The following is a 25797-nucleotide window of genomic DNA, read 5'->3' on the forward strand; positions in this document are numbered from 1 at the left end:
TCGTGCATCAGCCCGGAGGAAGAGGAGGGTATCGCCGCCGTCCCACCCGCATGAACCGGCCGCGCCCCGCATCCCGCTGCCGAGGCCGGGCCGGCCAGGAAGCATCCTTCACCCCCGCAGGCGGCAGCGGCGGCTCGGCAGGGCGGCGTTTCGCCCGCTTCCCGGCCCTTCCTGAATCTCTAAGCTCGGCCTGTGGGACAACCTGTGCAGCGCGCCGATGGCGCGGGACCGTTCATCACCCGGCTCACCTGGCACCCTCCCGGCGGCGGCACCGCTGTGTGGGAGTCCCGGCTCGCGCGCCGGCGCGGAGTACTCGCCGTCCGTCCCCCGGGCACGGGGACCACTCGGCACAACCGTGCGGACGCCGTCGCCATCGCCCGGCTCCGCATACTCAACGCCATCGCAGCGACCGCCTTCGTCATCGGCGGGGCATTCTTCGCCGCTGGCGCGACCGTCGCCCAGTTCGGCTCCGGAGACGCCACCGAGTCCGCCTCGATCTACTTCGTGGGCGGCCTGTTCTTCAACACGGGCGGGTACGTCTCACTGCTCCAGGTGAGCAACGCGCCCCGCCACGTAGACGGCGGCGAAGGCCGACTGGTCACCCCCCACTGGCGTTGGTGGAGTTACGAACCGATGCGGGTGGACTGGCTGAGCACCTTCGTCCTGTTCGCGGGCACCCTTGTCTTCGCCGTCGACCTGCTGGACTCCTTCCTGCAGGGCCTGAACGTCCAGCAGGTCAACCGGCTGATCTGGGCGCCCGACGTGATCGGCTGCTCCCTCTTCCTGGTCTCCGGCCACCTGGGATTGGTCGAGGTCTGCCATGGCCGGCCCCGCGTCCGTCCGGACAGCCTCGGCTGGTGGATCGTCGCCGTGAACCAGCTCGGCTCCGCCCTCTTCATGGTCTCCGCGCTCGCTGCCTACACTCGCCCCGCCACCGAAAGCCTCGTCAACGCCGACATCGCCAACTGGGGCACCCTTACCGGCGCCCTGTGCTTCTCCCTCGCCGGCCTCCTCCAACTCGGCGAACACCCATGAGCTCGTGGCCGACGTGACGCCGAGCTCTGCCTCACCGTCGCCGGCGCAGGGTGCTTCGCGAAGTCGGTCAGCAGCCCGCTGTTCGAGCGCACCCACGGAAACCGAGGCATCTCCCTGGACATCCCCATGACGAACCCCGCCCGTGACCGACAGCAGTGTCACCGCCAAGGACTCCTCCCGTGACGACGCCTCTTGATCAGCTCAGGCAACTCTGCCCGCCCCCGGCGAATCCGCCTGCCGTTGACTGGCGCGTGGTCCAAGACACGCTCGGGTTCGCGCTGCCCGACGACTACAAGCAGGTCGCCACTGCCTATGGGCCCGGCTCCTTCTGTGACTTCCTCAGCCTGCGCCACCCGCGCGGCGCCACCGACTGCATCGATCTCACCGGCCCGATGACCGCCGTCGTCCGACAACAACTCAAACGCGACCGGCAGCGGAAGCGCATCGTCCCCTATCCGGCCCGGGACCTGTTCCCCATCGCGGTGAGCGACAACGGCGAGTACGCCTTTTGGCACACAGACCCTGCGAACACGCCCGACGCGTGGACCCTGACCATCAAGGAAGCCCGCGGACCGCAGTGGTTCCCTTCGACGGCTCGCTCACGGTCTTCCTCGTCGCCGTGCTCAGCGGCCGGCTGCACGTCCCGCTCTTTCCGGACAGCGTGCTCTTGGAAGGCGCTACGTTCACCCCCTCACCGCCAGTTGGACCGGGCCAGAGTCCCACCCGCATCACCACACGCGCCAGCAGGGCGATGGACTCCAACACCATCCGTGCCTGGGCTCGTGACCACGGTTACGACGTACCCGTACGCGGGCGCATTCCAGCCGCGATCATCACAGCATGGCGGGAAGCCGACAGCACCTGACCGACCTACCGGCCGGGGTACCGTTCATTCCCGGCCCGGCTGAACCGTCACGGCAGCGTGCGTGTGAGCCATACAACTTCACCGCTGTCGTCCGTGGAAACGTGATCCCGCTCGAACCCGAGTTTCTCAAGGACGCGGAACGACGGTGCGTTCCACGCGCCGACGGTCGCCCAGAGCCGTTTCCGCCCGGTCGCAACAGCGGCATCGAGCACCGCGCCGGCCGCCTCGGTGGCGTAGCCACGCCCATGTGCGCGCTGGAACAACTCATACGCGATTTCAGGCTCTTCCAGGGTGGAGCGGCCGGTGATCAATCCGCAATAGCCGATGAAGTCGCCTTCGGCCCGGCGCTGGATGGGCAGCAGGGCGATCCCCGTTGTCGCCGTCGCGGTGAGCAGCTCCGCGATGGACGTCCGGGTGTGCTCAACCGTGGGCGCCCCCTTGCCGCGTTCGGAGATGAGGGCGCAGAGCTCAGCGGCGTCCGACTCGGCCCACGGCCGCAGTATCAGCCGCTCGGTCTCAAGGTGGAACGACATCGTCTCGTACGTAGACATGCCCTTACTCTGCCCCACGGGTCACCATGAACTACGGCTGGAGCATGTCGCTGAGGTCGACGGCGGCGCGAATGTTGTCCCTGTCGGCGGCGCCCGGGGGGAATACCGCTCTGTCGCTCAGCCGTTGGGTGCGATGGCACGGTCGATGTGTAGCCATCCGGCGCGTGGCCGTCCAAGTCTTGTACGAACGAGGGGAGCGGTGATCACGCGATGAAGGCGGTGCGGTTCCACGAGTACGGCGGGGTCGATGTGCTGCGGGTGGAGGAGGTGGAACGGCCGGTACCCGGGCCCGGGCAGGTGCTGGTCGAGGTCCGCGCGGCCGGGATCCAGCCGGGCGAGGCGCATATCCGCACGGGCGCGCTGCACGAACGCTGGCCGGCGACGTTCCCCTCTGGGCAGGGCAGCGATCTGGCCGGCGTCGTGGTGGAAGTCGGTCCGCACGTGCGCGGCTTCGCCGTGGGCGATGAGGTGTTGGGCTTCACCCATCGCAGGGCGAGCCATGCGGAGTTCGTCGTGGTCGACGACGTGAATGTGGTCTCCCGTCCCAATGGGCTGTCCTGGGACGTGGCAGGGTCGTTGTACGTGGCCGGCACGACTGCATACGCCACGGTGTTTGCGGTGGACCCCGAACCTGCCGACACGGTCGTCGTGTCCGGTGCGGCGGGCGGCGTCGGGTCTCTTGCCGTGCAACTCGCGTGGCGGAGTGGCGCCACGGTGATCGGCCTGGCGAGCGAGCGGAACCACGCCTGGCTGAGGGATCGTGGAGTTGTCCCGGTCGCGTACGGGGAGGGCGTGGCGGACCGGATCCGGCAGGCTTCCGGCGGGAACGTCGACGCGTTCATCGACACGTTCGGCGACGGCTACGTGGAACTGGCAGTGGAGTTGGGCGTGCGGCCCGAACGGATCAACACGATCAGCAATTGGCAGGCCGCGGCCAAGGTCGGAGCAGGGACCTACGGAGAAGGTGCGGCGGCGTGCGCGGTCGTGCTCGGTGAACTGGCCCGGCTTGCTGCGCGGGGGAAGCTGCAAGTTCCGATCGCCCACGCCTACCCGCTCGAGCGGGTGCGAGACGCGTTCCGCGAGCTGGAACGGCAGCACACCCACGGCAAGATCGTTCTCCGGCCGTAGCCTCGGCTGCCCGAGGCAGCCGTCGGGCAGGCGCCCCGCACCATCAACGCAGTGCGCCCGCTGGCGGCCGGACGACTCCCGTCAAGTGGCCGCCTGCGGGCAATCACGACTGCCAAAGGCCGCAGACCCACCCGCAACGCCACCCCGAACTGGCGTGACTGGCACAACACTTGAACCACGAACCCAACAACCCAACCCGGATAGAACGTTCTTCTGGCGGCCGGAGTTCACGCCGGACTGCTGTTGCCGATACGGCATGGGAGGGCTCAAGCCCCCTGGTGGTCAGGGAGCCCGAGCCCTCCCACATGCCGCGTGCGCCGTTCAGCAGGATCTAGCGCGGAACCCCGGGCGTTCACCTCGGGAGGAAGCGCTTCTCTGGACTGCTCTGACCCGCAGGTTCCCAGGTCGCCGGCGACGACACCACCGGCGAGGCGTTCGCCGAGCTCGCCCCGATGCTGCGGGAGACCAACGAACGCAACATCAGTGTCGTACGCGCGCTGCTCGATCTGGCAAGCGCTGACCACGCCCCCTTCGACCCGGATCCGGTAGACCTCGCCGAACTCGCGGAACGGGCCGCCGCCGAACGCTCCGCGCAGGCGTCGGCACGCGGCATCCGTCTCGACGTGGACACAGAATCTGGCTGCGAGACCTGCGAGGTGGCCGGAAACGCCACCCTGCTACGGCAGTTGGTCCTCAACCTCCTCGACAACGCCCTCGTCCACAACGATTCCTGGACCGGCGACGTCCGCCTTTCCGTCTTCCGGGACCGGGACGCAGGGGTGGTCATGGAGGTCGAGAACACCGGCCCGCACGTGGACAAAGCCGTTGTGGACGAACCCTTCTACCGGGCCCGGTCCCGAGTCAGCAGCGACCGTTCGGGGCATGGCCTCGGCCTGGCCATCGTCCGCTCGATCGCTTCGGCCCACCACGGCACGGCCACCGCGAGCGCGAACCCCGAGGGCGGCCTCACGGTACGTATCGAACTTCCAGCGCCCTCACTCCCAGGGCGATGACCCGGGCCAACAAGTGGGTCCGCACCCAGGCGATCGCTTTGCTACGAGCTGCCAGCTGGTGATCGGTCGTAGCCCGGGAAGGCGTGTGTGCGCGACGACCACGACGATCAGCCTTGGCCTTCATCGGCTTACTGCCCACGGACATGACCTGACCCGGGTCGTTGTTAAGTACGTCCTTCGAAGACATAGCGATGGCAAGTGGCACGGTAGCCAGCTGCTCGTCGGTGGCGAGGGGCGCGGGCACGGCTGCGGCCCGTCCGTCACAGGATGTGGATGCGGTCCTGGCGTTCCGCGTACCGGCGGCTGCTCCACGCGCTGGTGGACCGCGCGGCGCAGCGGCTCGGCCATCGCGGTGTGTTCCAGGACCGCACGCTCATAGGAGGTCCTAGAAGAGGCCCCCGCCCCCTGCCTTGCGGCCACGATTGTCGGGGGATGCCGCGGGAGTGTCGCCGTAGGCGTACGCGGTGCGGATGTGCCCGTCGCGGGCGTGGACGACGACCTGCGCGGGGGTGTGCTCCTTGGCCCGGTCACGTGCGGAGTCGATCGCGTCCTTCTGCGTGCGGTGCGGCTCGTGCAGCAGCCGGCGGCCCTCCCTGCCCTCGACCTGCCACTTCACCCCCGCGTCCGCAGCCCGTTCGCCGGACGGTGTGACGTGGTAGACGGTCTGCTTCGCTGCCATGGTGCTTCTCCTCGCCGTTCAGGCGGACTTCCGGCGCCGAAGGTCTCCTTCTTCGGAGCCGTCTTCTTGGGCGATGCTGCCTTCCTCGCAGGTGCGCTCTTCTTGGCCGCGGTTTTTCTGCTGGGCCATCGGCGGATATGGGGCAGGCGGACTCGCCGATGTGGCGCAGGTCGATGCCGTCCCAGGGCACGAACGCCGCTGTCCCGTTGGCTTCACTGTCGGTAGCGGCATCTCGGCCAAGTCCTGGTCGGTGATCGGGATGATCTCGTCCTTGGAGACCTCATAGCCCTTGCCGATCTCAGCCTCGGTCAGCTGCTGGCGCAGACTTTGCGGTAGCGGATCCGGCCGCCATCCCCGAGGTGGGTCCGGCGGAAGCTGACGCTGCGGCTTTCGGTGGCTGCCTCGAGCTTGCAGGGCACCGTGACCAGGCCAAAAGTGATCGCTCCGCTCCGGATCGTACGACCGGGCATCAGTACCTCCAGGTGCCCCCTGAGGTCTGGCCTCAGGTGTGATCGCACACCACCCGCGGGCGGAGCACCAGACGCAGAAGTTCGACACCCTGACCCGATTGCCGCAGTCCTCGACATCCTCTCCGGACTCATCCAGTTTATCGCTGCCGACCGGGCCGACACCACGTTCGAGGCCCTGCATGCGGATGTCTGGAAGGGCGGGACGTGAAGGCGGCGGAGCAGGTCACGGTCGCGTATGAGGCGCCCGGACCCCGACCGCCGAGAGATCACCCAGCAGGTGGAGGGCCGATCAGGAAAAAGCGCCGATTGAGCGGAAAGGCCGCAGGCTGGATGTGACTCAGCACGCCCACGTATCTGCCGATCAGCCGCGAAGCTGCCCCGCCGCCAGCCTCCGTAGCGGCGGGCCCGACCTTGCGGCGCGACGAACACACCGATCGAAAGGCGCACGCAGCTCATGAACGACGTCACAGGTAAGGCGACCACCTCGGATGCCGGGATTCCGGTCGAGAGCGACGAGCACTCGCTCACCGTCGGCGCCGGTGGCCCGGTCCTCCTGCAGGACTCCTATCTGATCGAGCAGATGGCGCAGTTCAACCGGGAGCGCATTCCTGAGCGGCAGCCGCACGCCAAGGGCAGCGGCGCCTTCGGCCACTTCGAAGTCACCGCAGACGTCAGCGCCTACACGAAGGCCGCGGTCTTCCAGCCCGGCACGCGCACCGATCTGGTGACCCGGTTCTCGACCGTCGCCGGCGAGCGCGGGAGCCCGGACACCTGGCGTGACCCGCGCGGATTCGCGGTGAAGTTCTACACCACCGATGGCAACTACGACATGGTGGGGAACAACACCCCGGTCTTCTTCGTGAAGGACCCGATGAAGTTCCAGCACTTCATCCGCTCCCAGAAACGTCGTGCGGACAACAACCTCCGCGACCACGACATGCAGTGGGACTTCTGGACCCTCTCACCCGAGTCCGCGCACCAGGTCACGTGGCTCATGGGCGACCGGGGCATCCCGCGGAGCTGGCGCCACATGAACGGCTACACCTCGCACACGTACATGTGGATCAACGCGCAGGGCGAGCGGTTCTGGGTGAAGTACCACTTCAAGACCGACCAGGGCATCGAGTTCTTCACCCAGGACGAGGGTGACCAGATGTGCGCGGTCGACACCGACTACCACACCCGGGACCTTTTCGAGCACATCCGGGACGGCGAATACCCGAGCTGGACGTTGCACGTGCAGGTCATGCCGTACGACGAGGCGGCTACCTACCGCTTCAACCCGTTCGACCTGACCAAGGTGTGGCCGCACAGCGACTACCCGCTGATCGAGGTCGGCAGGATGACCCTCGACCGCAACCCCACGGACAATCACGCCGAGATCGAACAGGCCGCGTTCCAGCCCAACAACCTCGTCCCCGGCATCGGCCCAAGCCCCGACCGCATGCTGCTGGCGCGACTCTTCTCCTACGCCGACGCGCACCGTCACCGCATTGGCGGCAACTACCAGCAGCTTCCGGTCAACGCTCCCATTGCGCCGCTGAACACATACTCCAAAGACGGAGCCATGGCGTACCGCAAGACCGAGGACCCGGTCTACGCCCCCAACTCCAAGGGCGGCCCGGCAGCCGACACGGGCCGCTACGCGCCGCCGAGCTGGCACGCGGACGGCGACATCACGCGCGCTGCGTACGTCGACCATGCCGATGACGACGACTGGGGTCAGCCGGGCACGTTGGTGCGCGAGGTCCTCGACGACGCCGCGCGCGACCGTCTCGTGGACAACGTCGTCGGGCACCTGCTCAACGGGGTGAGTGAACCCGTCCTCGCCAGGGCCTTCGAGTACTGGTCCAACATCGACAAGTCCCTCGGTGAGCGCATCCAACAGGGCGTGCGGGCCAAGGCGGACGAGAAGGACCCCAAGGCGGCGGAGCAGGCAAACCCTGCCCGGAGCGGCATGCAGAGGAAGGCCTGAGCTCTCGAACTCGTGGCCCGCTCTGAGACCAATTCTCGGTCTCGCTCCATGGACCGCACGTAGCCAGCGCTACGCATCAGAGCTTTCGCCAGCGGGCGCTGGCCCAGGAGAACATCCCGTAAGCCATGAGGCCGACCGCGATGAGCATCAGAAGCCAGGGACCGACAGGTGTATCGGCGAAGGAACGCAGAGTGTCGTCCATACCCTTGGCCTTGCCGGGCTTGTGCTGGACGGCCGCCGTGAGGGCGAAGCCGCCCGCGACAGCGAAGACGACGCCCCGAGCCGTGCCGCCGAACACCCCAAGCACAGTGACCATCTGACGGGTCTTCGGTGACGCCCCGGACATCTTCAGGTGCTCTTGGAACTTGCGACGGATGGCCCTCACTGCGATCCATACACCGGCCGCGGCCACCGCGGCGCCGGCGATGGCGACGATCCACTGGCCTGCCGGCCAATCCAGGACCTTCGCCGTCATGTCGCGGGAGTTCTCGTCCGTGGATCCGCTTCCGCTGCTCTTGTCGCCAGCCGCGTAGGACAGCACGGAGTACGAGACGAATCCGTAGAAGACAGCACGGCCTGCGGCCATGGCCCGCTTGTTCGCCCTCCTGCCATCGGGCCCTGCCTGGCCGAACGCAGCCCCGGACAGCCTCCACAGGGCCATACCCGCCAGGGCTGTGCCGAGCAGCCAGAGCAGAGCGGCACCGAAGGGCTTGCCCGCGATCTCCGCGATGGCACCGCCCCGGTCCGCCTGCTTGCCATCGCCGCCGGAGAAGGCGATCCGCAGCGAGAGAACGCCGATCAGGACGTAGATGATCCCGCGAGCGACGAACCCTGCACGGGCTCCCGCCGCAACTGCCGTGCTGTTCGCGGCGCGTCGCGCCTGACCGCGTCCGCGTGCCGCTGCCGATCCAGGAGTCATACCCACCGTCTGCCCCCAATGGAGGAGTCGACCCCTGGCACATTCCCGAGTCGTGTCTGAGTAGTTGTCAAGATCGGTGGATCAATTGCTGCTCTCGATGAACGCGCTTCGATTGATGGTGATCGTGGCGAGTAGATCGTCGATGAGGCAGTTCACTGTTGCGCCGGCCTCTGGTGCGAAGTCGCTGACGCGGTGGGCCATGTCGGTGATGTCCGAGGGGTTGAAGCTCCAGCCCTGGATGAGACTCCATCCAGCTTCCACCCGGGCAATTCTGCCGTCCTGGGATGTCACCCGCAGCCAGCCGGTGCATTCGTCGGAGAAGTCGAAGGGCAGAAACACGGTGCCGCCCGTCGGCGTCAGCTCGCGGACCAGCTCAACCCATTGTTCCAGGAGACCGGCGAGCTGCTGCGGCACGTTCTTGGTGGCCGTCGTGGTGGGATCGTTGGCGAAGTAGAACGAGTCGGACACGTGCTGCCATGTGCCGAGACTCAGCACGAGGTCGTCGTGGATGTCTCGATCAGTGGTGCGCTCAAGACGCACTGCGACATCGTTCACGACGACGAGTCTAGTTTCCGACGGAGGCTGCTCATGCTGCGATCCCTGCTTACGCAGGGCCCTCCCCTCGGAAGATGAGTTGGAGGGAGTGTCCGTCTGATCAGCGGTACTGGGTCGCGCAGAGGAGGAGGTCGGCGTCGTCCCTGAGGCGTGGGCTTGCGGGCGGTAAGGCTCCGATCCGAGAGACGGCAGGAAGAGCAACGTGGTGACGCTGCTGGGCGTCGGAGTCGAGATGTTCTCCACCAGTCTTTTCCGCCTGTCATGTAGGCGGAGCAACCTCGGTGAAGGCAAGGGTGTGGATTGTCGGTGCATGGGCCGCAGAGAGACGGGCACACGGACAAAGCACGGCAGAGACCAAGCGCCCGCAAGATTCGCTGGTGGCGGGGTTTTTGACCCGTTCCCGGCTATGCAGACGGCGGGAAGCGGATGCCGTCGGGCGGACAGAAGGCCGACGCATACCGACGAGACTTGATGAGAGGAACACCCATGATTGTGCTCGGAGCCATTCTGCTCGTAATAGGCCTGTTGGTCGGTATCTCGTTGCTGACGACGGTCGGCGGCGTCCTCGTCGTGGTCGGTGCAGTCCTGTGGATCCTCGGCGCCAGCGGACGCGCAGTGGGGGGACGTAGGCACTACTTCTAGGGAAGCGTCGATCGGTGTCCACACGGACCGCGACACCACGCACCCTCAGGGCAGGCCGGGACCCTGCGGACGTTCGCGTTCCGCAGGGTCCCGGCCTGCGTTTCCCGCGCGTCCTCGCCTGCTCACTCTCGCCGGCGATTCGGCGTGCATCAGGGCTCTACGCCAGGGTGTCGTGCTCCTGCACGGGCCATCGCGGACGCCGATGAACCGAAGAGGCTCGGCTATTTACCCGTAGAGCCGGTCACAGGACATGTGTGGGACGTTCTGGTACGGCGTGACTGTTGTGACGACTTGGCCGTTCGAGCGGATGCGAGACTCGGCCGGAATCGTGGACGACGAGTTGTTGACACTGATCGAACCGTTGCGGTCTTTCTGGCCGCAGGGGGCAGCGCCCGTCTGCGTGCCCACCAGGCGTGAACCACACATCCTGTCCCGCTGGTGGCTGAGCTACCCGGCGCCTCTCCACGGGGTCCGCCTGCGGAGTTTGAGGGGCCATCGTCAGGACACCCGTTCTGTGTTCGCTCCAGCCCGTGCAGCAGGTCCTGGAACGGAGCCGAGCGTTCCCGAAGAGAGGTTTCATCATGCTCACGGCCATCGCCGACGTTCTGCGCGCCCTCGGCGGCGCGATCGCCACCGTCGTCACCCTGCCCTTCCGAGCCGTGGCGCGCCTCTTCGGCGGAGCCTCCGACAGCGCACACGGCCGGCACTGAAGGCTCCGACGGCGCGTGTGGCTATGCGGCAGCGCCCGGGGCTTGGCCGCGGTCGGCGGAGCATTGTCCGGTGACGCCGATGGTGGCGCGTACGCCGCCGGGCGCAGTGGTGAGGTCGTGGCCCGCGATCTGCGCTCGGCCGCTGTCGGGTGTGATGAGGGTGGAGAGGATTTGTACGGTGGTGGTTTTGCCGGCGCTGTTGGGGCCGAGGAGGGCGAAGACGGTGCGGGTCGGGCATGCGCAGGCTGGTGCCGTTGAGGACAAACTCGGTGCGCAGTACGACGGTGCCGCTGGTGGCCTCGGCGAAGTCGAGGTCGCCCCTTTGCGTGCTGATCTGTGCGGGGCCGTTCAGGCGGCCGATGAAGATGTCACCGTCGAGGAGGGTGAGGCGGGCACTTGCGCCTTCGTCGATCTTGACGGTGCCCTGTGCGCTGTCGAAGGTGTCATCGCCGAGCCGTCCGACGCCCCGGAGTTCGACGGAGGCGGCCTTGGCCTCGACGCGGGAGCCGGCGGGGAGCTGGATGGTGACCTCGACGGATCCGGTGTTGCCGAGGATCCGGTTCTTGGGTGCTGCAGCCTCGATGCGCAGTACCGCCGCCGGCGTAGGCGACGGCGTACTGCGCGGCGGTCTTCACATCGCGGTTCTTGGAGGCGTCGGCGGGCAGCCTGAACGGCACCGCTACGCGCACGGCTGCGCGCAGCGAGGGACCAGCGCGAGCCGACCTCTGCCCGGACGCGACGACTGCACAGCAGGCCCTGAGCCGGAGCACCTCCCCGCTGCGCTACTTCCCAGGCCTCCTTGCGGCCCGCGGGACAGACGTGGTCACCATCGACGCCAAGTCCTCGATACGAAGCGCAAGTTCCGGACGCTTCGCGCCATCTCCTGCAAATGCGCCGTGGCAGGACTCCGGTAGATGGGCCCCACGCACCCGCGCCACAGAGCAGGCCAGTTCAGATGTCACCCGATCGTGCATCAGCCCCATTCCCGTCGTATAGAGATCGCTCGATCCGACCTCTATACGTGGCTCTCCCGCTCGTAGATCCTCTGTAGCTGTGACAGACCAGACGAGCACCCCCTCATGGCCCACGGGCATCAGCGCGATCACCTTGTTCGTCGAGGACTTGGACGCCACAAAACGGTTCTACCGGGAGGTCTTCGGACTGCCGGTGGCCTTCGAGAATGACAACTCGGCTGTCTTCGAATTCGGCAACACCATCATCAACCTGCTGAAGACCACGGCAGCGCCTGAGCTCATCGAACCCGCTCGAGTTGCTCAGGCCGATGCCGGCTCCCGCCTCCAACTCACCTTGCCCGTGGACGATGTGGACGCGATGTGTAAGGAACTGGCCGCGCGCGGCGTGACACTGCTCAATGGCCCCATGGACCGGCCCTGGGGAATACGGACCGCCAGCTTCCGCGATCCCGGCGGCCACATCTGGGAAATCGCCAAGTGACTGCGGCGCCGGACCCCGAGGTGTCCTGGGCATGGGCATGTCGTGCAGACTGCGGGCATGTTTTCCTGGCGGAGCTACGCGTTGGCCGCGGTCCTGGCCATAATCATGGCGTTGACCGGAGCGTGGCGGGCCACGGCCGGCACGGGGCCGCACGACATCAGCAGACCGGTCTTCTATCTGAGCCTGCACCCTGAGACAGCCCCGCCCAGCAGCAATGTGCTGGCCGTCGAGGTCGATTACGACGGGCCCCTGCGCACCGGCCGGATCACCGTCGACGCCGGCGGTATCAAGGGCGTGGCGCAGATCAGCGAGGCGGGCGACGGCTGCTCCCCGCGGGAGGGCATCTTCCGCTGCGACATGAACCTGAACCCCAAGTCGCAGGGCTGGTCGCACAAGGAACTGGTCATGCGTCCGGCGACGGGAGCCAAGGCCGGTGATTCCGGAGTGCTGCGGTACACGGTGACCGCCGCGGGTGTGTCCCCTGTCCGAGGCAGCATCACCGTGATCGCCGGACGGCCGGAGCTCCACGTCAACGAGGGGGAGGACGTGCGGGGGCACGGCCCCGGGGACGCGTTCGACGTACCGGTTCTCATCCGCAACACCGGTGATGTGCCCGCGCGCGGTGTGGCGTTGGGCTTCGATGGGGCCGGGGACGTGCACCCCGCGGCGGGCCACCGCAACTGTGCACGGCTGTCCGACAACGGCGAGACCAGGTGTCTGTTCCCCGACGCCGTCATTGCGCCGGGCGAGACGTGGCGCGTGGCTCCCCTTCCACGGGTCAGGACGAGCGAGGATGCCGTGGACGCGCGGCTGAGCTATGCGGCCTCTGCGTACAACGCCGACCTGAAACCGGGCGACCTGGGACGTGATCCGCGGCGCGGCAAGGGTCCGGCGCTGCGCCTGGAACGGGATCCCGGCGAGGGCGGCGACTGGCTCTTCACCACCGATGCGGGCAGCCCGGCCACCATCGATGTCCCGGTGACCAACGACGCGGACTTCGAAGCGCGCGGCGATTCGCTGAGCGGGGCGGTCGGCACGGAGCACAAGGTCAGCATCGGCTACGTCAACCATGGCCCCGCCGATCCGAATGTGGCCAAGGTACGGGCGGTGTTCACCGTGCCGCCCGGGGCGAAGGTGGTGCAGGCGCCTTACGACCCTGAGCTCGAGGAGGAGGAATGGGAACAGCACTGTCTGACCCACGATGGCGGGCGTACGTATACCTGTGACGGGAACACGAAGGTCGGCCGCGAAAACCTCTTCGAGTTCACGCTGCGGATCGTCAGGAAGGACAGCCGGCCGGGGTCCGTGGCCGTGTCGGCGGAAGTCATCCATGACAATGCCCGCACGCGGCTGCCGGATCAACGGCCGGCCAACGACAAGGTTGAGGTCCGGCTGACGGCGTCCGGCCCCGCCCCGGCGGCGGACACCGACACGGACGCCGGCGGTCTGGAGGTATGGACGCTTACGGCTGGAGCGGCGGCTGTGGTGGGGGCGGGTGGTGCGCTGGTGGTGCGGCGGATGCGCAGGGAGTCATTGGCGGACCCGGCTGAAGAGGGCGAGCCCGGCAAGGGTGCGCCCGGGGCGGGGTAGAGCTTCCTCGGAGTCGTCCTTGCTGTCCTGGCCTTGATCGCCATCCACCAGAAGAGATCTTCTCTCGCCGGAGCGTAGATCGGAAACACTGAACGACCACGCTTGCGTTCGCAACCGGGGTCGTTGTCAAGGTGGAGAGAATATGGGCGAGCCTGCCGCGGAAAAATCGGCGGAACACGCCCTACAGAGCCTCGTAGTCAGGAACGGATCTCGACGGCGAGTCAGACCAGGTCAGACCAGGAGGCCGATGCTGGTCACCAGCATCACCACCGCCGATGCGCCGTGAATGCCGTAGGCGGCGGCCTTCGGCCCACCGCTGCGCAGCACAACCACAGCATCTCCGGCGGGTATCGCAGCGAGCGCTATCACGTACCAACCCAGCAGCATCGTCGTCGCAACGAGCATCAGAACGAAGACAAGGACGAAGACGAAGACCCTGCACGCGATCTCGCGCAAACCCTTCACGCGTAGCCAGGGCCGGAAGGCGGGGTCGTCGGCCGGTGTATCGGGAATGCAGAAACTGACGGTGGCCTGCGGCGTCGTGAAGGCGCGTCCGCCCATGAAGATGAGGGCCGCGCCGAGCAGGTCGGAGAGAACAGTGGCACTGGTGGTAAGCATCAGCTGTCCTGTCCGTTGAGGGGGTCTTCTTTGACAAGTGGTTGTCGTGGATCTCGTGCAGGTGCTCGGCGTCCCGCTCGTCCGCGTCGGCGATCCGGGTGAAGGACTCCTCTCGAGCGCCGGCGAGCACATCGATCGTCGATCCGCCGGACCCAAAGGACATCGATCGGGTTCCGGGGGCCCTTGCGGTCACGGCCCGAGTCGCGAGACGACGCCGCGCTGTCATGGGACGAGAACGATCCGGCCGTGGTCGCCGCGCTTGTCCATCGCCTGGCAGGCACCGGCTGCTTCGTCGAACTGCGCGACGGTGTGGACGCGAGCCGGCCGTTCCCCTGTCGTCACCCGTGCGAGCAATCGGGAGAGAAGCGCACCGTCGGGATGGGCGAACCCGACCTCGACGGCGATGCCGCGCTCCTGGGGAGGCCGCGAGGCCGGCTTCACGCCGACGAAACGGCCACCGTCGCGCACCGCCCGTAGGGCGTTGCGACGTTGCGGCTGCGCCGGGTGCAACGGCGAGGCGGGCAACTGGCTGCACCGTCCGCCCGGGTTTCCCGGCCCTCGACCAGTCGGGGGCGGGAAAGACCGGAGCGACTCGGGCGGGTCGGGCGCGTCTGCGAGTACGGATGCGGTCCGTGAGTCGCTCAACCGCGTGGCGAGTGCACCTTGTCGGCGGCGATGGTCAGGATGACGCGCTCCTGGTCGCGCCCGCCGAACCAGGGATAGGGCCCGCCTAGGTACTTGTGCGCCACTTTGTCGATGTGCGTCTCGGCGCCCTCGGTCGTGGACGAAATGACGCGGCCCCGGATTGCCCAGTAGCGGGAGGGCTCCGCCGGATCCGCGATGGCGACGGCGACGCGCGGATCACGGTGGATGTTCTTCATCTTCTGATGGGTGGTCACCGTGTTGATGACTACATGCTCCCCGTCGGTGTCGACCCAGGTCTGGGTGATCTGCGGCGAACCGTCCGGCATGAGCGTCGTCAGGAAACAGATGGCCGGGCCGCCCATGGCCTCGGTCAGCTCACTAGGCAATGTCATGTCGGGCAACTTTCTCGTGTGGCGCCGGAGCACCCACCCAATCAGAACCTCCCGCCCCTCTGCCACCACGGTTCTAGTCTCTCCCTGGGCGTCGAGCGTGCCCCACTCTTGTGCGAGCGCGATGGCATCGGCGAGGACTGCGCCCGCCTCGTACGCCATGGAGTGGGCACCATGTCCGAGTGCCGCACGAGCGGGGTCTGGCCGCACGTCCAGTGGAGGCCGTCGGGCGACCAACCCCAGCGGATGTCGCGGTGGTTGGCTTGCTCGTCCCCCGGGCCAACGTCCTCGCCGTCGCGCTCCACTCCGCCGCATTTTGGCGTTGGCTGCATGGCGGGCAGGCTGGGCGTCGATCGCCGTGGCGAGGTGGACCGCCAGGTCCTCGTCCGTTCCCTCTCCCTGGGCCCAGGCGTCCAGAGGGAAGCCTTCGCTGAGGCGGTCGCGATCGGCGAACACTCCCACTTCATCGAGGAGTTCGCACTTCCGCGCCACCGCGTTCTGCGGTTCCTCGTCGAAGGGCTCTTGCTGTACGAGTGCAGTGGATTCTTGCGAGGAACCCCCGGGCGTTCACGCCCGGGAGGAATCGCATCCACGGGGTGAGACGCGGAGCGTCGCCGTGATGTGCCGCAGGCCATGACGGCGGCGGAGCGGCCGGGGGGGGGCGTTCCGGCGGACCTGGCTACGGCGGTGTGCGCCGGGAGGGCCGGGGTGGGTTTCGCTCGTTCGGGTGGGGCGGGGGCGAACGTGTGGTGGGTCTTCGTCCGGGTGTATACGTTCGCTGCTCGTGAAGCTGGTGGTGCGGGTGAAGCTGCTGCCGACGCCCGTACAGGCGGCGGCACTTGAGGCGACCCTGCTTGCTTGCAACGAGGCCGCCACGTAGGCCGCGTCCGTTGCATTCGAGAAAGAGGCGCGACGTCCGCTTGAGCTCTGCAAGCACACCTATGCCGAGATCCGGGTCTGGTGGGGACTGGGCGCGCAGGCCGCCCAGCACGCGATCAAGAAGACACCTGCGACGCCTGCACCACCTTGAAGGCGAACCTGCGTAACGGCCGGAGCAGCGGGAACCCGCGGGCAGGACACAGTACAACGGCCCCTGGCCGACTTACCTGGTCAGGGGCCGGGGCCGCGTCAACCTGCGCGGTGGGTGTGGGATTTGAACCCACGGTGACTCGCGCCACGACGGTTTTCAAGATCGCTCAGTCGCCGACAAACCACCCGCTGACCATACCGACAGGTGCCCCGAGCCGATAAGGCACGCGTCAACACTTCCAGCTCCTCAATCTGGGCCGTTCTAGTGCTCTGACCGGGGAGGTTCGCCGGGTTGGCGGTTGGAACGGTTGGTTGGGCGGTGATGTCCGTTGCGGCGCGTGTGAGTGGTGGCGGCCACCCAGGCCACCTTGATGCCCTCCGCGTCCACGACGGCCACACCGCCAACGTGGGCGCTTCCTGACGCGCCTTGGGAAAAAAGTTGCGGGCTGCTGTCGATCCGGCCACGCCCCGTTCGACGTCATGATGTGCGGCGCCTCGCCACACGATGACGCGACAGGACCTGACGAGGAAACACGTGGATCAACTGCTGAGAGTCATGAACTTCACCGTCTCGAGTGACGGAATCGGTGCCGGTGAGGACCAGAGCCTTGAGAGTCCGTTCGGCCACGCCGTCGACCCGGCGAGACTTTTCGCCTGGGCCGGTGCCACGGCGAGCTGGCCTATGCGCACGGATCCCGGAGGGAGCCGGGGCCTCGACGACTACTTCACGAGAGACTTCGCACGCAACATCGGTGCCGAGATCATGGGCCGCAACAAGTTCGGGCCCCAGCGCGGGCCCTGGCAGGACCATGAGTGGCGCGGCTGGTGGGGGGAGGAGCCCCCGTTCCACACACCGGTGTTCGTCCTGACCCACCACACGCGTCCGTCGTTCACGCTCTCCGACACCACGTTCCACTTCGTCGACAGCGACCCGGCCACGGTCCTCGAACAGGCGCGGGAAGCGGCGCAGGGCAAGGACGTCCGACTCGGCGGCGGGGTCACCACCATCCGGCAGTTCCTTGATGCCGACCTCGTCGACACCATGCATGTGGCGGTCTCGCCGGTAAAGCTCGGGTCCGGACTACGACTCTGGGAATCCACCGATGAGCTGCTCGACCGGTTCCACCTGGAGATCGTGCCCAGCCCGAGCGGCGTGAAGCACCACCTGTTCTGGCGAAGGTGACGCGAGGGCCCACTCGAGTTCAGGCTGCGAATGCGAGGGGGCGTCCGCCCCAGCGGATGCCCCTCTCGCTGCGGATGCGGGCGCGTTTTTTGCGTTGGGCGGCGAGGATGTCGGGGTGGCGGGCGTTGGCGTTGCGCCAGCGCAGGTAGCGGTGCAGGGCCTGGGTCTGCGCGGGGTGGCTGCGGTGGTTGGAGTTGGCCAGGGTGAACTGGCGCAGCGGGCCGAAGTGGGCCTCGATCGGGTTGGCCCAGGAGGCGCAGGTCGGGGTGAAGCAGAGTTCGACCTTGTTCTTCTTCACCCAGCGGCGGATGTCGGCGCCGGTGTGGGCGGAGAGGTTGTCCAGGATGATGTAGATCGGGGCTCCGTCGGGTCGGGCGGCGCGGTCGACTTCAGCGCGGCCAGGGTGTTGGCGGTGCCCTTGCGGCGGTGGTTGACGCCCCACAGCCGGTCGTCGCCGGCGGAGTAGCAGCCGTGGAAGTAAGTGACGCCGTGGGTGCGGCGGTAGGTCGCCGGCAGGCGGTCGGGCTTGCCCTGCTTCGCCCAGCAGGAGCCCGCGGTGGGCCGGATCCCCAACGGCCCGAACTCGTCGAAGGCGAAGACCCGGTCGGGGAAGCAGTCCAGCACCTGCGCGATGCGGTCGAGCTTCGCGTCGCGATCAGGGTCGGGCGACTCCTTCCAGGTCTTGGTGCGCTGGAAGGTGATGCCGCGACGCAACAGCAGGCAGCGTACGGTCTCCCGGCCGATGCGGATGAGGCGCCCGTGCACTTTCCGCAGGTAGGCGGCGAGTTTGCGGATCGACCAGCGAGTGAAGGGCTGGCCGAGTCCGGTTGGGCGGGTGGTGGCCGTCTGAATGACAAAGTCCTCGCTGTCAGGGCTGAGCAGGCGGGGACGGCCTCCCGCCCACTGAGGGTCCAGACAGGCCAGGCCGATCTTGTTGAACCGGTGGATCACATCACGCACGGTGTCCTCGTCCGCCTGCACCAGCTGGGCGATCACCGGAACCCGGTTTCCCGCCCGCCGAGGCCGGCAGCATTATCGCGCGCCGGTAGCGCACCGAAGATCGTGCTGCCACGGCGCACGATCTGCTGCAGCTTCTGCCCCTCCAGGTCGGTCAGTCTGCGCACACGGACAGGCTCAGCCACCGCGCCTCCACCGATCGAATAGACGTCACCGCAGATCCAACCGCCACGACCATCAACCCGGCGCACCTACGCGGTCACAGCACTAGGTGTTGTGCCAGCCGGGTTCGAGGCGGTCGAGAAGGGTGTGGAAGGCCGCGTCGGCTCGGTCCCAGTCGCCGTCGGCGAGGGGTGCCATGAGCAGGCCGAAGACCGCGTCGACCAGGAGGGCGGCCTCCGTTCGGGCTCGGGGCTCGGTCATGCCTAGACCGCGGAAGACGGAGACGAATAGGCCCGTCCACTCAGTGATCACGTCGCGCATGACGGGCCCGTACCGGTCGGGATGGAGCACGCTGGCGGTCATGATCTCGAGGTAGAGGGGGAGCCAGGCGCGCAAGTTCGGGGTGCTGAGTTGCTGCCAGGTTTGCTCCGCGAAGCGGCGGAGCCACGCAGGGTTTTTGGGGGAGGCGGTGGGGTCGAGCAGATTGCGGGCGCGCAGGAGCGGTCGCCTCTCGTCGAGGGCGAGTGCCTCGGCGACCATGCGTTCCTTGGTTCCGAAGTAATACAAGAGCATGCGGTCGCTGGTGCCCAGGGCCCGGGCCAGCGGGCGAAGGGAAAGGTCGGCCAGGCCGTTGCGGATCACGTACTCACGGACCCGCTTCAGCAGGTCGCGTCGTTTGGCCGGGTCGGGCGGGCGAGGCATAAAGGCTCCCAGCTGCAGCTGCGCGAGACGGAAATCCACATGTCCCATTCATTACTATTTGGTCAGGTATTTACTGTAGCACCCGCTACGTGTATATTTTTAAGCGTAGCGAGTGCTACGTGACGCAGGACCTGGTGCATGCCCGGCCCGGTCATCGACGGCCCTGCGCCTGCCTGGCGGCCCTGGTCGCCAGGGCTTCAGAAGGGACTGATTCGTGTGGCCTCCCGGTCCATCGGCCTCTCCACGACCTCTCACCGGGGATGCTTTGCCCGGTTCTACCGCCGCCGACTTGAGGAGTCGGGGCGGAAGGGCGCCGCGGACCCGGCACAGGGGGAGGGTCCGTCTGCGGAGGGCGCAGGCACATCGTGGGTCGCCCGGAACCGGGCTCTCTGGTCGCGCACCCTGGAGCCCGTGCGGCCGCTTGACAGGCCCCGTGCCCGCGCAACCGCCTGGGACGCCTCATGGCCTATACCGCGGGAACTGACCTCGGTCCGCCAGGCCCGGCGCCTGGTGACCGCCCAACTGGGCGACTGGGATCTGGAGGGCCTCGCAGACACCGCCGAGCTCTTGGTCAGCGAACTGGTCACCAACGCCCTGCGTCACACGCGCGGTCCTCTGCGGCTCAACTTGCAGGTGCGCGGCTCCCGGCTGCGGTGCGAGGTCGAGGACACTGACCCCGCCGGCCCCGTACGCCGCGTCGTCGACACCGACGCAGAAGGCGGACGCGGCACGGAACTCCTCGACCTGCTCGCGGATGCCTGGGGCAGCACCTGTACGCCCACCGGCAAGACCACGTGGTGCGAAATGCTGACGCAGACGCCTTCGCCAAAGGGATCGCCTGCCTCCGACTGAGCTGGTCCCGGTAGGTCCGGTAGGTCCGGACAGCATCGCTGGGCCGTCCCTGGGTCGTACGAGGTCGCTCGGTGGCGACCTACGGCAACAACCAGTGACAGGTCGGCTACGGACGCAGATGGCGAACGCCCAGGTCACGGGGCCCCTGACGATACGGGTTTCCATCCGGGGTGGCGGTCGGGCAAGACGGGGAGCTTCGTCCCGGCCGAGGGCTCAGTCCTCACCCACCTGCAACAACACCACAGTGAAGCGACGGCCAGTCCCACGACGACACCATCGAAGGTGTGCCGAGTGACCGGGTTCCACGCCCAGGGCCGGCGGCAGGCGACCGCACTGCCCGTCTGTGCCGGTGCGAGCCGAGCGGGGGCGGTGTAGACAGGAATCATGCCGCAGCGCCGCGAAGGACTTCGACAGCCGGCGCGAGCGGGGCGGGCGTTGCTCGCCATCCCGATCGCGTGGATTGTTGCGGTGTCCGTGATCGACATTCTTGCTCCGCCCAACATCCATCTGGGTCCGCTGCTCGTCGCGGCCCCGGCGATCACGCCGTTGTTCGGAGGGCCCCGGACGGTGGGCCTGGTCGCTGCACTGGCGGTGATCGCGCAGACGACCATCGGGCTGGTGCGCGATCCTGACCAGATGCTCTCGTCCAATCACCAGGCACAGATCATCGCCCTGGTGCTGGTCGGCACGAGCCTGGTGATCTTCTGTGTATTCCGGGAGCGTCGCGCAAAAGAGCTGGCGCAAGTGCGGTACGTGTCCGAGGCCGCCCAGCGTGTGGTCCTACCGCCGCTACCCAAGGAGATCGGACCGCTGCGCGTCGCCTCCCTCTACCTTGCAGCAGAGGCCGAGGCCCAGATCGGCGGGGATCTGTACGCGGCGGCGCGCACCGCCTCCGGCACCCGGCTGCTTGTCGGTGATGTGCGCGGCAAGGGGATGACCGCGGTCAATGACGCCGCCTTGCTGCTCGGAGCATTCCGCGTCGCTGCCCACCGCCAGGCGAGCCTGGGCGAGCTGGTGAGCTACCTCGACCGAAGCGTGTGCTGGGACCTGATGGAGCCGGGCGAGACGGGCTGCTTCGGGGAAACGTTCATCACCGCCAACATCCTGGACATCCCCGACCGGGACGGCCGGGTCCAGATGGTTGCCTGCGGGCACCCGCCGCCGGTCGTCCTGCGCAACGGCCGACCGACGACGATGGACGCCCTTTATCCCGCACCTCCGCTGGGCCTGGGCGAACTGGCGCATCCGCGATACCACGTCGACAGCTTCCAGTTCGAGGCGGGAGACCTGCTGCTGCTGTACACCGACGGCGTCACCGAGGCCCGCGACTCCACCGGCACCTTCTACCCACTCGCCGAGCGCATCGCAGGCTGGACCGAGAACGACCCCGACGCCTTCCTCGGCCTCTTCCGGCGCGACCTGCTGCACCACGTCGGCGGACACCTGAACGACGATGCCGCCATGATCGCCGTAAAGCGCACCGCCACGCCCAGGGCCTGATCGCCTCGAGGGTCTGGGTGATGTCGTTGACGTTGGTTGCGGTCGTGATGACGTGGAGCTGCGTTCCCCAACCGACAGGGCCGAGTACTCACACCTCACGAACGGCCGCAACATCACACCGGTCACGCTCGACCAGCCCCAACACCCAAGATCCTGCTACGAGCTCTATTAGCACCCGAGTTGGCCCGGCTGAGCATCGCGGGTGGCCCGCCGGATGGGGTGAGCGTTGCTGACTTCGCCATTCGGGTTCGGGCCGGGTGGTGGGTGTTCTATGAACCTCAGTTGAGGCGTGCTGGGATGACGGCGTCGCGTGGCTATGGGCGCTGGAGCAGCACCAGAAATGGGACGACCGTGACCTCGTCGTCCGCTGCGACAAAGGTTGGGGGTAGTGCTACGGAAACCGGGCCAGGAAGTCCGCTGTCTCCCTTCGGTGGATGACGATCAGCCCGGGACCCTCCGCCCCGCAGGCCGCTTACGCGGCGCCCCAGGACCGTCATCGTGCGTCGCGTAGCTGAAGAAGGTATGCCGCAGTCAGCGCAACGGCACGGTCCACGTCATGCGACAACTCCACGAGGGCATGTGACGCCTTCGTCCCCGGGATATCCCCCAGCGCCTGGGTCAGCCGTCCGCGTGCAGGCGCTTTGGTGGTGTCGTGGGCGAGGCGGTCGACGAGCCTGGTCACGATCTGATCCGCCGTCGCGGTGTCGCTCGCCAGTACGCTCAGTGCATCGGCTGCGTCGGTGTCGTTCCTTCCCTCCACGATCATGTCGATGAGCGTCGGGACCGCATCGGTCACACCACGTGTCCCGAGCGCCAGAGCCGCATACCTGCGCACCACGATGTCGGGGTCCGTGAGGGCACCCCGCAGTTGCGCGGTAGCCTCACCGCCGGGCATCTCGGCGAGGGACCGAACGGCACGTTCCCGCACCTCGGCCGCCGGTGAGCCGAGGCCCTTCGACAGCAGTGCCGTGCCGCGGTCGCCCGATCGCGCCAGCGCCCATCGAAGGGCCCCGGCGACGTTAGGCTCCCTCTCGCTCAGTGCCGCCTCGACCAGGGCCTCCACCGGCACGGGAACCTCGTCGACCGAGGAAAGGGCCGCGCGCTGGCGCTCATCGGCGCTCTTCGACCCCAGTGCCTGGAGGAGCGAAACGACCTGGAGGACACCCTCCCAGCCGACAGGGTCTGCGGCATCGATCCGGCGCAGCCGCGTGAGCAGCTCGGTCTCCGCCGCGATGCGTTCGCGCGTCTGACGGATGAGGTCGTCGACGAGCGCTGAGGGCGTGAAGCTGGGATCGTCGAGCGCGCGTCCGATCTCGCGCAGCGACAGACCCAGCGACCGCAGGCTCTCGATATGGAAGATCCGCCGGATGTCCTCCCCGGAGTACTCCCGGTAGCCGGAGCCGGTACGACCCGAAGGCCGTACGAGACCGAGTGACTCGTAATGCCGGAGCATGCGGGCGCTGACCCCGGACCGTCGCGCCACTTCACCGATCAACACGTCCTATCGTCCCTCCTGGCCGGACCTGCCGAGGGCCACGACCCGCTTCGCCTCATCGATCGCGGACTCGAATCCGGTGTCTGGGTCGCGCAGCAGCCGTTGTGTGGCGAGCGCGTGCGCGCGCATGCCCGGGTCACGGGCTGTCGTCGCAGCAAGGAGAGCCGGCGCAATCACTTCCCCCAGCGCGACCAGCGCCCGACTGAGACTCAGCTGTGTCTCCCGCCCACCGCGCCCGAGCTGCGTCGCCAACACCGTGGCCAACGCGGCCCCCTCGCCTTCCGGCACGAGCACGACCGCGGCTCGCCAGGCGCTCCGCGCCACCTCGTCGTCGGCGTCGGACAGGAGCGTCCGTGTGATGGCCGGCCACGCCTGCCGGTCCCCGATCTTGGACAGCGTGTGCAGCGCCTGGCTCCGTGCCTGCACTCGCTCCGAGCGGACTTCGCGGAGCAGCTTGGGAAGCGTCATCGACACCGGGTGGCGGGTGAGCGCCCAGGTAAGCATGTCGCGGACGAAAAACTCGGGCTCGATCGCGCATCGCTCGATGAGCTTGTCGATGAAGTGCAGGTCAGGCGTCGTGCCGGCCGCCAGGGCAGCCCGCAGTCGCACGGACGAACGGCCGTCCTCCAACCCCTGGAGCGCTCGTATCGCATCGGCGTCCTGTGTCGTGATCGTCATCGAGACCACCTCCTCGGCAAGCAGTGAAGGCCCTGACACCGTGTCAAGGTCAAGCAGGGCCCGCTGCAGGCCGTGGGCTGACCCGCCGGCCCGCACCGAGGCGGTGCCCCGATCGCCCGTGCCACCGACTCGAACACTCCAACAAACCTACGAGTGACCTGACATGGGCCATACTCCCCAACCGATAGCGTCTGGGGGGCGCACCGAAGTCGGTGTGCCCCCGACCAGACAAGGACGGCCTGCCATGCGTGTCTCCGTGATCGGCTGCGGTCACCTCGGCATCCCGCACGCTGCGGCGATGGCCGAACTCGGCCACGAGGTCATCGGCGTGGACGTCGACCAGGCCAAGGTCGATCGACTCAACGCCGGCGAATGCCCCATCTACGAGATCGGCCTGCCGGACCTGCTCGCCCGCCACACCCAGAGCGGACGTCTGCGCTTCACCACCGACATCCGTGAGGCGGCCGCCTTCGCCGAGCTGCACTTCATCGGCGTCGGAACCCCCATCGACGCCGACGGCCGCTCCTACGACACCGCACAGGTCTTCGGCGCGATCCGTCAGCTCGCCCCCCACCTCGACCGGGCGTGCACCATCGTCGGCAAGAGCACGGTCACCGTCGGCACCACCGGCCAGGTCACGGCCCTTGCCCAGCGCCTGGCCCCCGCAGGCGACCAGGTCGACGTCGTATGGAACCCCGAGTTCCTGCGCGAAGGCCACGCCGTCGAGGACACCCTGCGCCCGGACCGGCTCATCGCCGGCCTGACCACCGTCGAGGCCGAGAAGGCGATCCGCACGGTCTACGCCCCCATCCTGGACGCCGGTGTCCCGATCTTCGTCACCGACCCGCAGACCGCCGAGTTGGCCAAGGGCGCCGCGAACACCTTCCTCGGCTTGAAGATCAGCTACATCAACGCCGTCGCCGACATGTGCGAGGCCGCGGGCGGCGACGTCTCCCAGATCGTGGACATCCTGGGCATCGACCCCCGGATCGGCAGCGGCGGCATGAGGCCCGGCATCGGCTACGGCGGCGGCTGCCTCCCCAAGGACGTCCGCGCCTTCACCGCCTCCGCCCGCCAACTCGGCGCCGACCAGGCCGCCACCCTCCTGCGCGCCGCCGAGGAGATCAACGAGAACCGCACCGCCGTCGCCCTGGGTCTCATCACCCGCGCCCTGGGGGAGCGCCCCATCAAGGGCACCCGGATCACCGTGTGGGGCGCCGCGTTCAAGCCCGGCACCAACGACGTGCGCGAGTCCCCGGCCCTCGCCCTGTCCCAGGTCCTCCAGCAGGCCGGCGGCATCGTCACGGTTCACGACCCGCAGGCCGTGCCCACGGCGATGCTCCGCAACCCCGAGCTGGACTACACCGACGACCTCGCCGCCTCCCTCGACGGCGCCGAACTCGTCGTCCTGGCCACCGAATGGCCCGAATACCGGCAGGCCGACCCCCAGTCCCTGGTCGGCCGCCCGGCCAACCCTCTGCTCGTCGACTGCCGTACCACCCTCGACCCCGAGCCCTGGCGCTCGGTGGGATGGACCATCCACCAGCTCGGACGCTCCGGAAAGTAGAACCGGCCCCGCCACGAACACAGACGACGTTCTCCTGCGCTGCACCGCGTCCTGGGCGACCAGCAGCAGAAGGCAGGCGGCGAGACCCAGCCGCTGGGCAGCCTCACCGGGATGCTCGGCATGGCAGCCGAGTACGCGAAAGGCGGCGACCTCTACCAGGCCACGGTGCCGCTCGGGTACTGCGAGACGGTCGCCCGCAAGCTGCTGTAGCACTTCTACGGACTCACACCACGCCGCCCTGAAGTCGAGATCCGGGAAGCACTCACTGCGCGGAGTGGACGACAGCGAGAGCCCACGACAGTTCCCGGAGAACTCGCAGTCTCGCGGCAGCAACAGGCCTCCTGCCAGCATTCTTTGGTGCTGACAAGAGGCCTGTTGTTCTTTGCTGGGCCGTCTCTGGGCCGTCAACCTTTGGAGACGGGCTCTCGCGCGA

Annotated in this window: 24 protein-coding genes, 1 tRNA gene and 2 pseudogenes; 13 read left to right on the top strand and 14 right to left on the bottom strand. The window is 67.8% G+C overall.

Annotated elements, in window-relative coordinates:
* Window positions 1-192: 192 nt before the first annotated feature.
* Complete coding sequence (locus OG574_RS45480; RefSeq protein ID WP_326778056.1) at window positions 193-1035, top strand: hypothetical protein; 843 nt, start codon at window positions 193-195, stop codon at window positions 1033-1035.
* A gap of 577 nt (window positions 1036-1612) precedes the next feature.
* A complete protein-coding gene (locus tag OG574_RS45485) occupies window positions 1613-1900 on the top strand; it encodes an Lsr2 family DNA-binding protein (protein WP_326778057.1) in 288 nt (95 codons plus the stop codon).
* A gap of 47 nt (window positions 1901-1947) precedes the next feature.
* On the opposite strand, the gene OG574_RS45490 is transcribed toward OG574_RS45485, so the two are convergent.
* Entirely contained in the window at window positions 1948-2451 is a 504-nt protein-coding gene (locus tag OG574_RS45490) for a GNAT family N-acetyltransferase (RefSeq protein ID WP_326778058.1), read from the bottom strand.
* 210 nt (window positions 2452-2661) lie between these two features.
* Between OG574_RS45490 and OG574_RS45495 the strand changes: the two genes are divergently transcribed.
* Entirely contained in the window at window positions 2662-3579 is a 918-nt protein-coding gene (locus OG574_RS45495; protein ID WP_326778059.1) for an NADP-dependent oxidoreductase, read from the top strand.
* Window positions 3580-4031: 452 nt separating this feature from the next.
* On the top strand, window positions 4032-4592 hold the full coding sequence (locus OG574_RS45500) for a HAMP domain-containing sensor histidine kinase (protein ID WP_326778060.1): 561 nt from the start codon (window positions 4032-4034) through the stop codon (window positions 4590-4592).
* 385 nt (window positions 4593-4977) lie between these two features.
* Here OG574_RS45500 and OG574_RS45505 read toward each other — a convergent pair whose 3' ends face one another.
* A complete protein-coding gene (locus OG574_RS45505) occupies window positions 4978-5271 on the bottom strand; it encodes a DUF2188 domain-containing protein (protein ID WP_326778061.1) in 294 nt (97 codons plus the stop codon).
* Between the two features lie 924 nt (window positions 5272-6195).
* Between OG574_RS45505 and OG574_RS45510 the strand changes: the two genes are divergently transcribed.
* Window positions 6196-7716: a catalase gene (locus tag OG574_RS45510; protein WP_326778062.1), complete on the top strand. Its 1521-nt coding sequence runs from the start codon at window positions 6196-6198 to the stop codon at window positions 7714-7716.
* Window positions 7717-7792: 76 nt separating this feature from the next.
* Here OG574_RS45510 and OG574_RS45515 read toward each other — a convergent pair whose 3' ends face one another.
* Both OG574_RS45515 and OG574_RS45520 read right to left on the bottom strand, forming a co-directional pair.
* Complete coding sequence (locus OG574_RS45515; RefSeq protein WP_326778063.1) at window positions 7793-8635, bottom strand: DUF1206 domain-containing protein; 843 nt, start codon at window positions 8633-8635, stop codon at window positions 7793-7795.
* A gap of 81 nt (window positions 8636-8716) precedes the next feature.
* Window positions 8717-9190, bottom strand: coding sequence for a hypothetical protein (locus tag OG574_RS45520; RefSeq protein WP_326778064.1), 474 nt, complete (start codon window positions 9188-9190; stop codon window positions 8717-8719).
* A 486-nt stretch (window positions 9191-9676) separates the two neighbouring features.
* Here OG574_RS45520 and OG574_RS45525 point away from each other — a divergent pair, with 486 nt between their 5' ends.
* A complete protein-coding gene (locus OG574_RS45525) occupies window positions 9677-9832 on the top strand; it encodes a DUF6131 family protein (RefSeq protein ID WP_227299785.1) in 156 nt (51 codons plus the stop codon).
* A gap of 581 nt (window positions 9833-10413) precedes the next feature.
* Window positions 10414-10542, top strand: coding sequence for an LPFR motif small protein (locus OG574_RS45530; RefSeq protein ID WP_326778065.1), 129 nt, complete (start codon window positions 10414-10416; stop codon window positions 10540-10542).
* A 21-nt stretch (window positions 10543-10563) separates the two neighbouring features.
* Here OG574_RS45530 and OG574_RS45535 read toward each other — a convergent pair whose 3' ends face one another.
* Both OG574_RS45535 and OG574_RS45540 read right to left on the bottom strand, forming a co-directional pair.
* On the bottom strand, window positions 10564-10806 hold the full coding sequence (locus OG574_RS45535; protein ID WP_398379173.1) for an ATP-binding cassette domain-containing protein: 243 nt from the start codon (window positions 10804-10806) through the stop codon (window positions 10564-10566).
* Between the two features lies 1 nt (window position 10807).
* A pseudogene (locus OG574_RS45540) lies at window positions 10808-11204 on the bottom strand (hypothetical protein); the annotation flags it as partial.
* 391 nt (window positions 11205-11595) lie between these two features.
* Here OG574_RS45540 and OG574_RS45545 point away from each other — a divergent pair.
* Window positions 11596-11997 carry a VOC family protein gene (locus OG574_RS45545; protein ID WP_326778066.1) on the top strand — a complete coding sequence of 134 codons (402 nt, stop codon included), beginning with the start codon at window positions 11596-11598 and terminating at the stop codon, window positions 11995-11997.
* A 57-nt stretch (window positions 11998-12054) separates the two neighbouring features.
* A complete protein-coding gene (locus OG574_RS45550; RefSeq protein WP_326778067.1) occupies window positions 12055-13587 on the top strand; it encodes a hypothetical protein in 1533 nt (510 codons plus the stop codon).
* A gap of 231 nt (window positions 13588-13818) precedes the next feature.
* On the opposite strand, the gene OG574_RS45555 is transcribed toward OG574_RS45550, so the two are convergent.
* From OG574_RS45555 to OG574_RS45570, 4 genes are all read right to left on the bottom strand, one after another.
* Window positions 13819-14205, bottom strand: coding sequence for a DUF4267 domain-containing protein (locus tag OG574_RS45555; RefSeq protein ID WP_326778068.1), 387 nt, complete (start codon window positions 14203-14205; stop codon window positions 13819-13821).
* 222 nt (window positions 14206-14427) lie between these two features.
* The gene (locus tag OG574_RS45560) at window positions 14428-14730 is read right to left on the bottom strand and encodes a hypothetical protein (RefSeq protein ID WP_326778069.1); all 303 of its coding nucleotides are present in this window, start codon (window positions 14728-14730) and stop codon (window positions 14428-14430) included.
* Between the two features lie 116 nt (window positions 14731-14846).
* The gene (locus tag OG574_RS45565) at window positions 14847-15401 is read right to left on the bottom strand and encodes a PPOX class F420-dependent oxidoreductase (RefSeq protein WP_326778070.1); all 555 of its coding nucleotides are present in this window, start codon (window positions 15399-15401) and stop codon (window positions 14847-14849) included.
* Between the two features lie 976 nt (window positions 15402-16377).
* Window positions 16378-16455 (bottom strand) — tRNA-OTHER (locus OG574_RS45570).
* 348 nt (window positions 16456-16803) lie between these two features.
* Between OG574_RS45570 and OG574_RS45575 the strand changes: the two genes are divergently transcribed.
* Window positions 16804-17451, top strand: a complete 648-nt coding sequence (locus OG574_RS45575; RefSeq protein WP_326778071.1) for a dihydrofolate reductase family protein — start codon at window positions 16804-16806, stop codon at window positions 17449-17451.
* Window positions 17452-17470: 19 nt separating this feature from the next.
* On the opposite strand, the pseudogene OG574_RS45580 reads toward OG574_RS45575, so the two are convergent.
* Both OG574_RS45580 and OG574_RS45585 read right to left on the bottom strand, forming a co-directional pair.
* Window positions 17471-18593 (bottom strand): annotated as a pseudogene (locus OG574_RS45580) (IS630 family transposase).
* An 82-nt stretch (window positions 18594-18675) separates the two neighbouring features.
* Entirely contained in the window at window positions 18676-19272 is a 597-nt protein-coding gene (locus OG574_RS45585; RefSeq protein ID WP_326778072.1) for a TetR/AcrR family transcriptional regulator, read from the bottom strand.
* Window positions 19273-19488: 216 nt separating this feature from the next.
* Between OG574_RS45585 and OG574_RS45590 the strand changes: the two genes are divergently transcribed.
* Together OG574_RS45590 and OG574_RS45595 are read left to right on the top strand one after the other, a co-directional pair.
* Window positions 19489-20124 (top strand): ATP-binding protein, encoded by a 636-nt coding sequence (locus OG574_RS45590; RefSeq protein ID WP_442816901.1) that lies wholly within the window; start codon window positions 19489-19491, stop codon window positions 20122-20124.
* A gap of 384 nt (window positions 20125-20508) precedes the next feature.
* Window positions 20509-21624, top strand: coding sequence for a PP2C family protein-serine/threonine phosphatase (locus OG574_RS45595; RefSeq protein ID WP_326778074.1), 1116 nt, complete (start codon window positions 20509-20511; stop codon window positions 21622-21624).
* Between the two features lie 493 nt (window positions 21625-22117).
* Here OG574_RS45595 and OG574_RS45600 read toward each other — a convergent pair whose 3' ends face one another.
* Together OG574_RS45600 and OG574_RS45605 are read right to left on the bottom strand one after the other, a co-directional pair.
* The gene (locus tag OG574_RS45600; RefSeq protein ID WP_326778075.1) at window positions 22118-23122 is read right to left on the bottom strand and encodes a MerR family transcriptional regulator; all 1005 of its coding nucleotides are present in this window, start codon (window positions 23120-23122) and stop codon (window positions 22118-22120) included.
* A gap of 3 nt (window positions 23123-23125) precedes the next feature.
* Window positions 23126-23797: a HEAT repeat domain-containing protein gene (locus tag OG574_RS45605; protein WP_326778076.1), complete on the bottom strand. Its 672-nt coding sequence runs from the start codon at window positions 23795-23797 to the stop codon at window positions 23126-23128.
* 244 nt (window positions 23798-24041) lie between these two features.
* On the opposite strand from OG574_RS45605, the gene OG574_RS45610 reads away from it, so the two are divergent.
* Window positions 24042-25364 (top strand): UDP-glucose dehydrogenase family protein, encoded by a 1323-nt coding sequence (locus OG574_RS45610; RefSeq protein ID WP_326778077.1) that lies wholly within the window; start codon window positions 24042-24044, stop codon window positions 25362-25364.
* The last annotated feature ends 433 nt before the right edge of the window (window positions 25365-25797 follow it).

The sequence above is a fragment of the Streptomyces sp. NBC_01445 genome, from assembly GCF_035918235.1.
Lineage (GTDB): Bacteria > Actinomycetota > Actinomycetes > Streptomycetales > Streptomycetaceae > Streptomyces.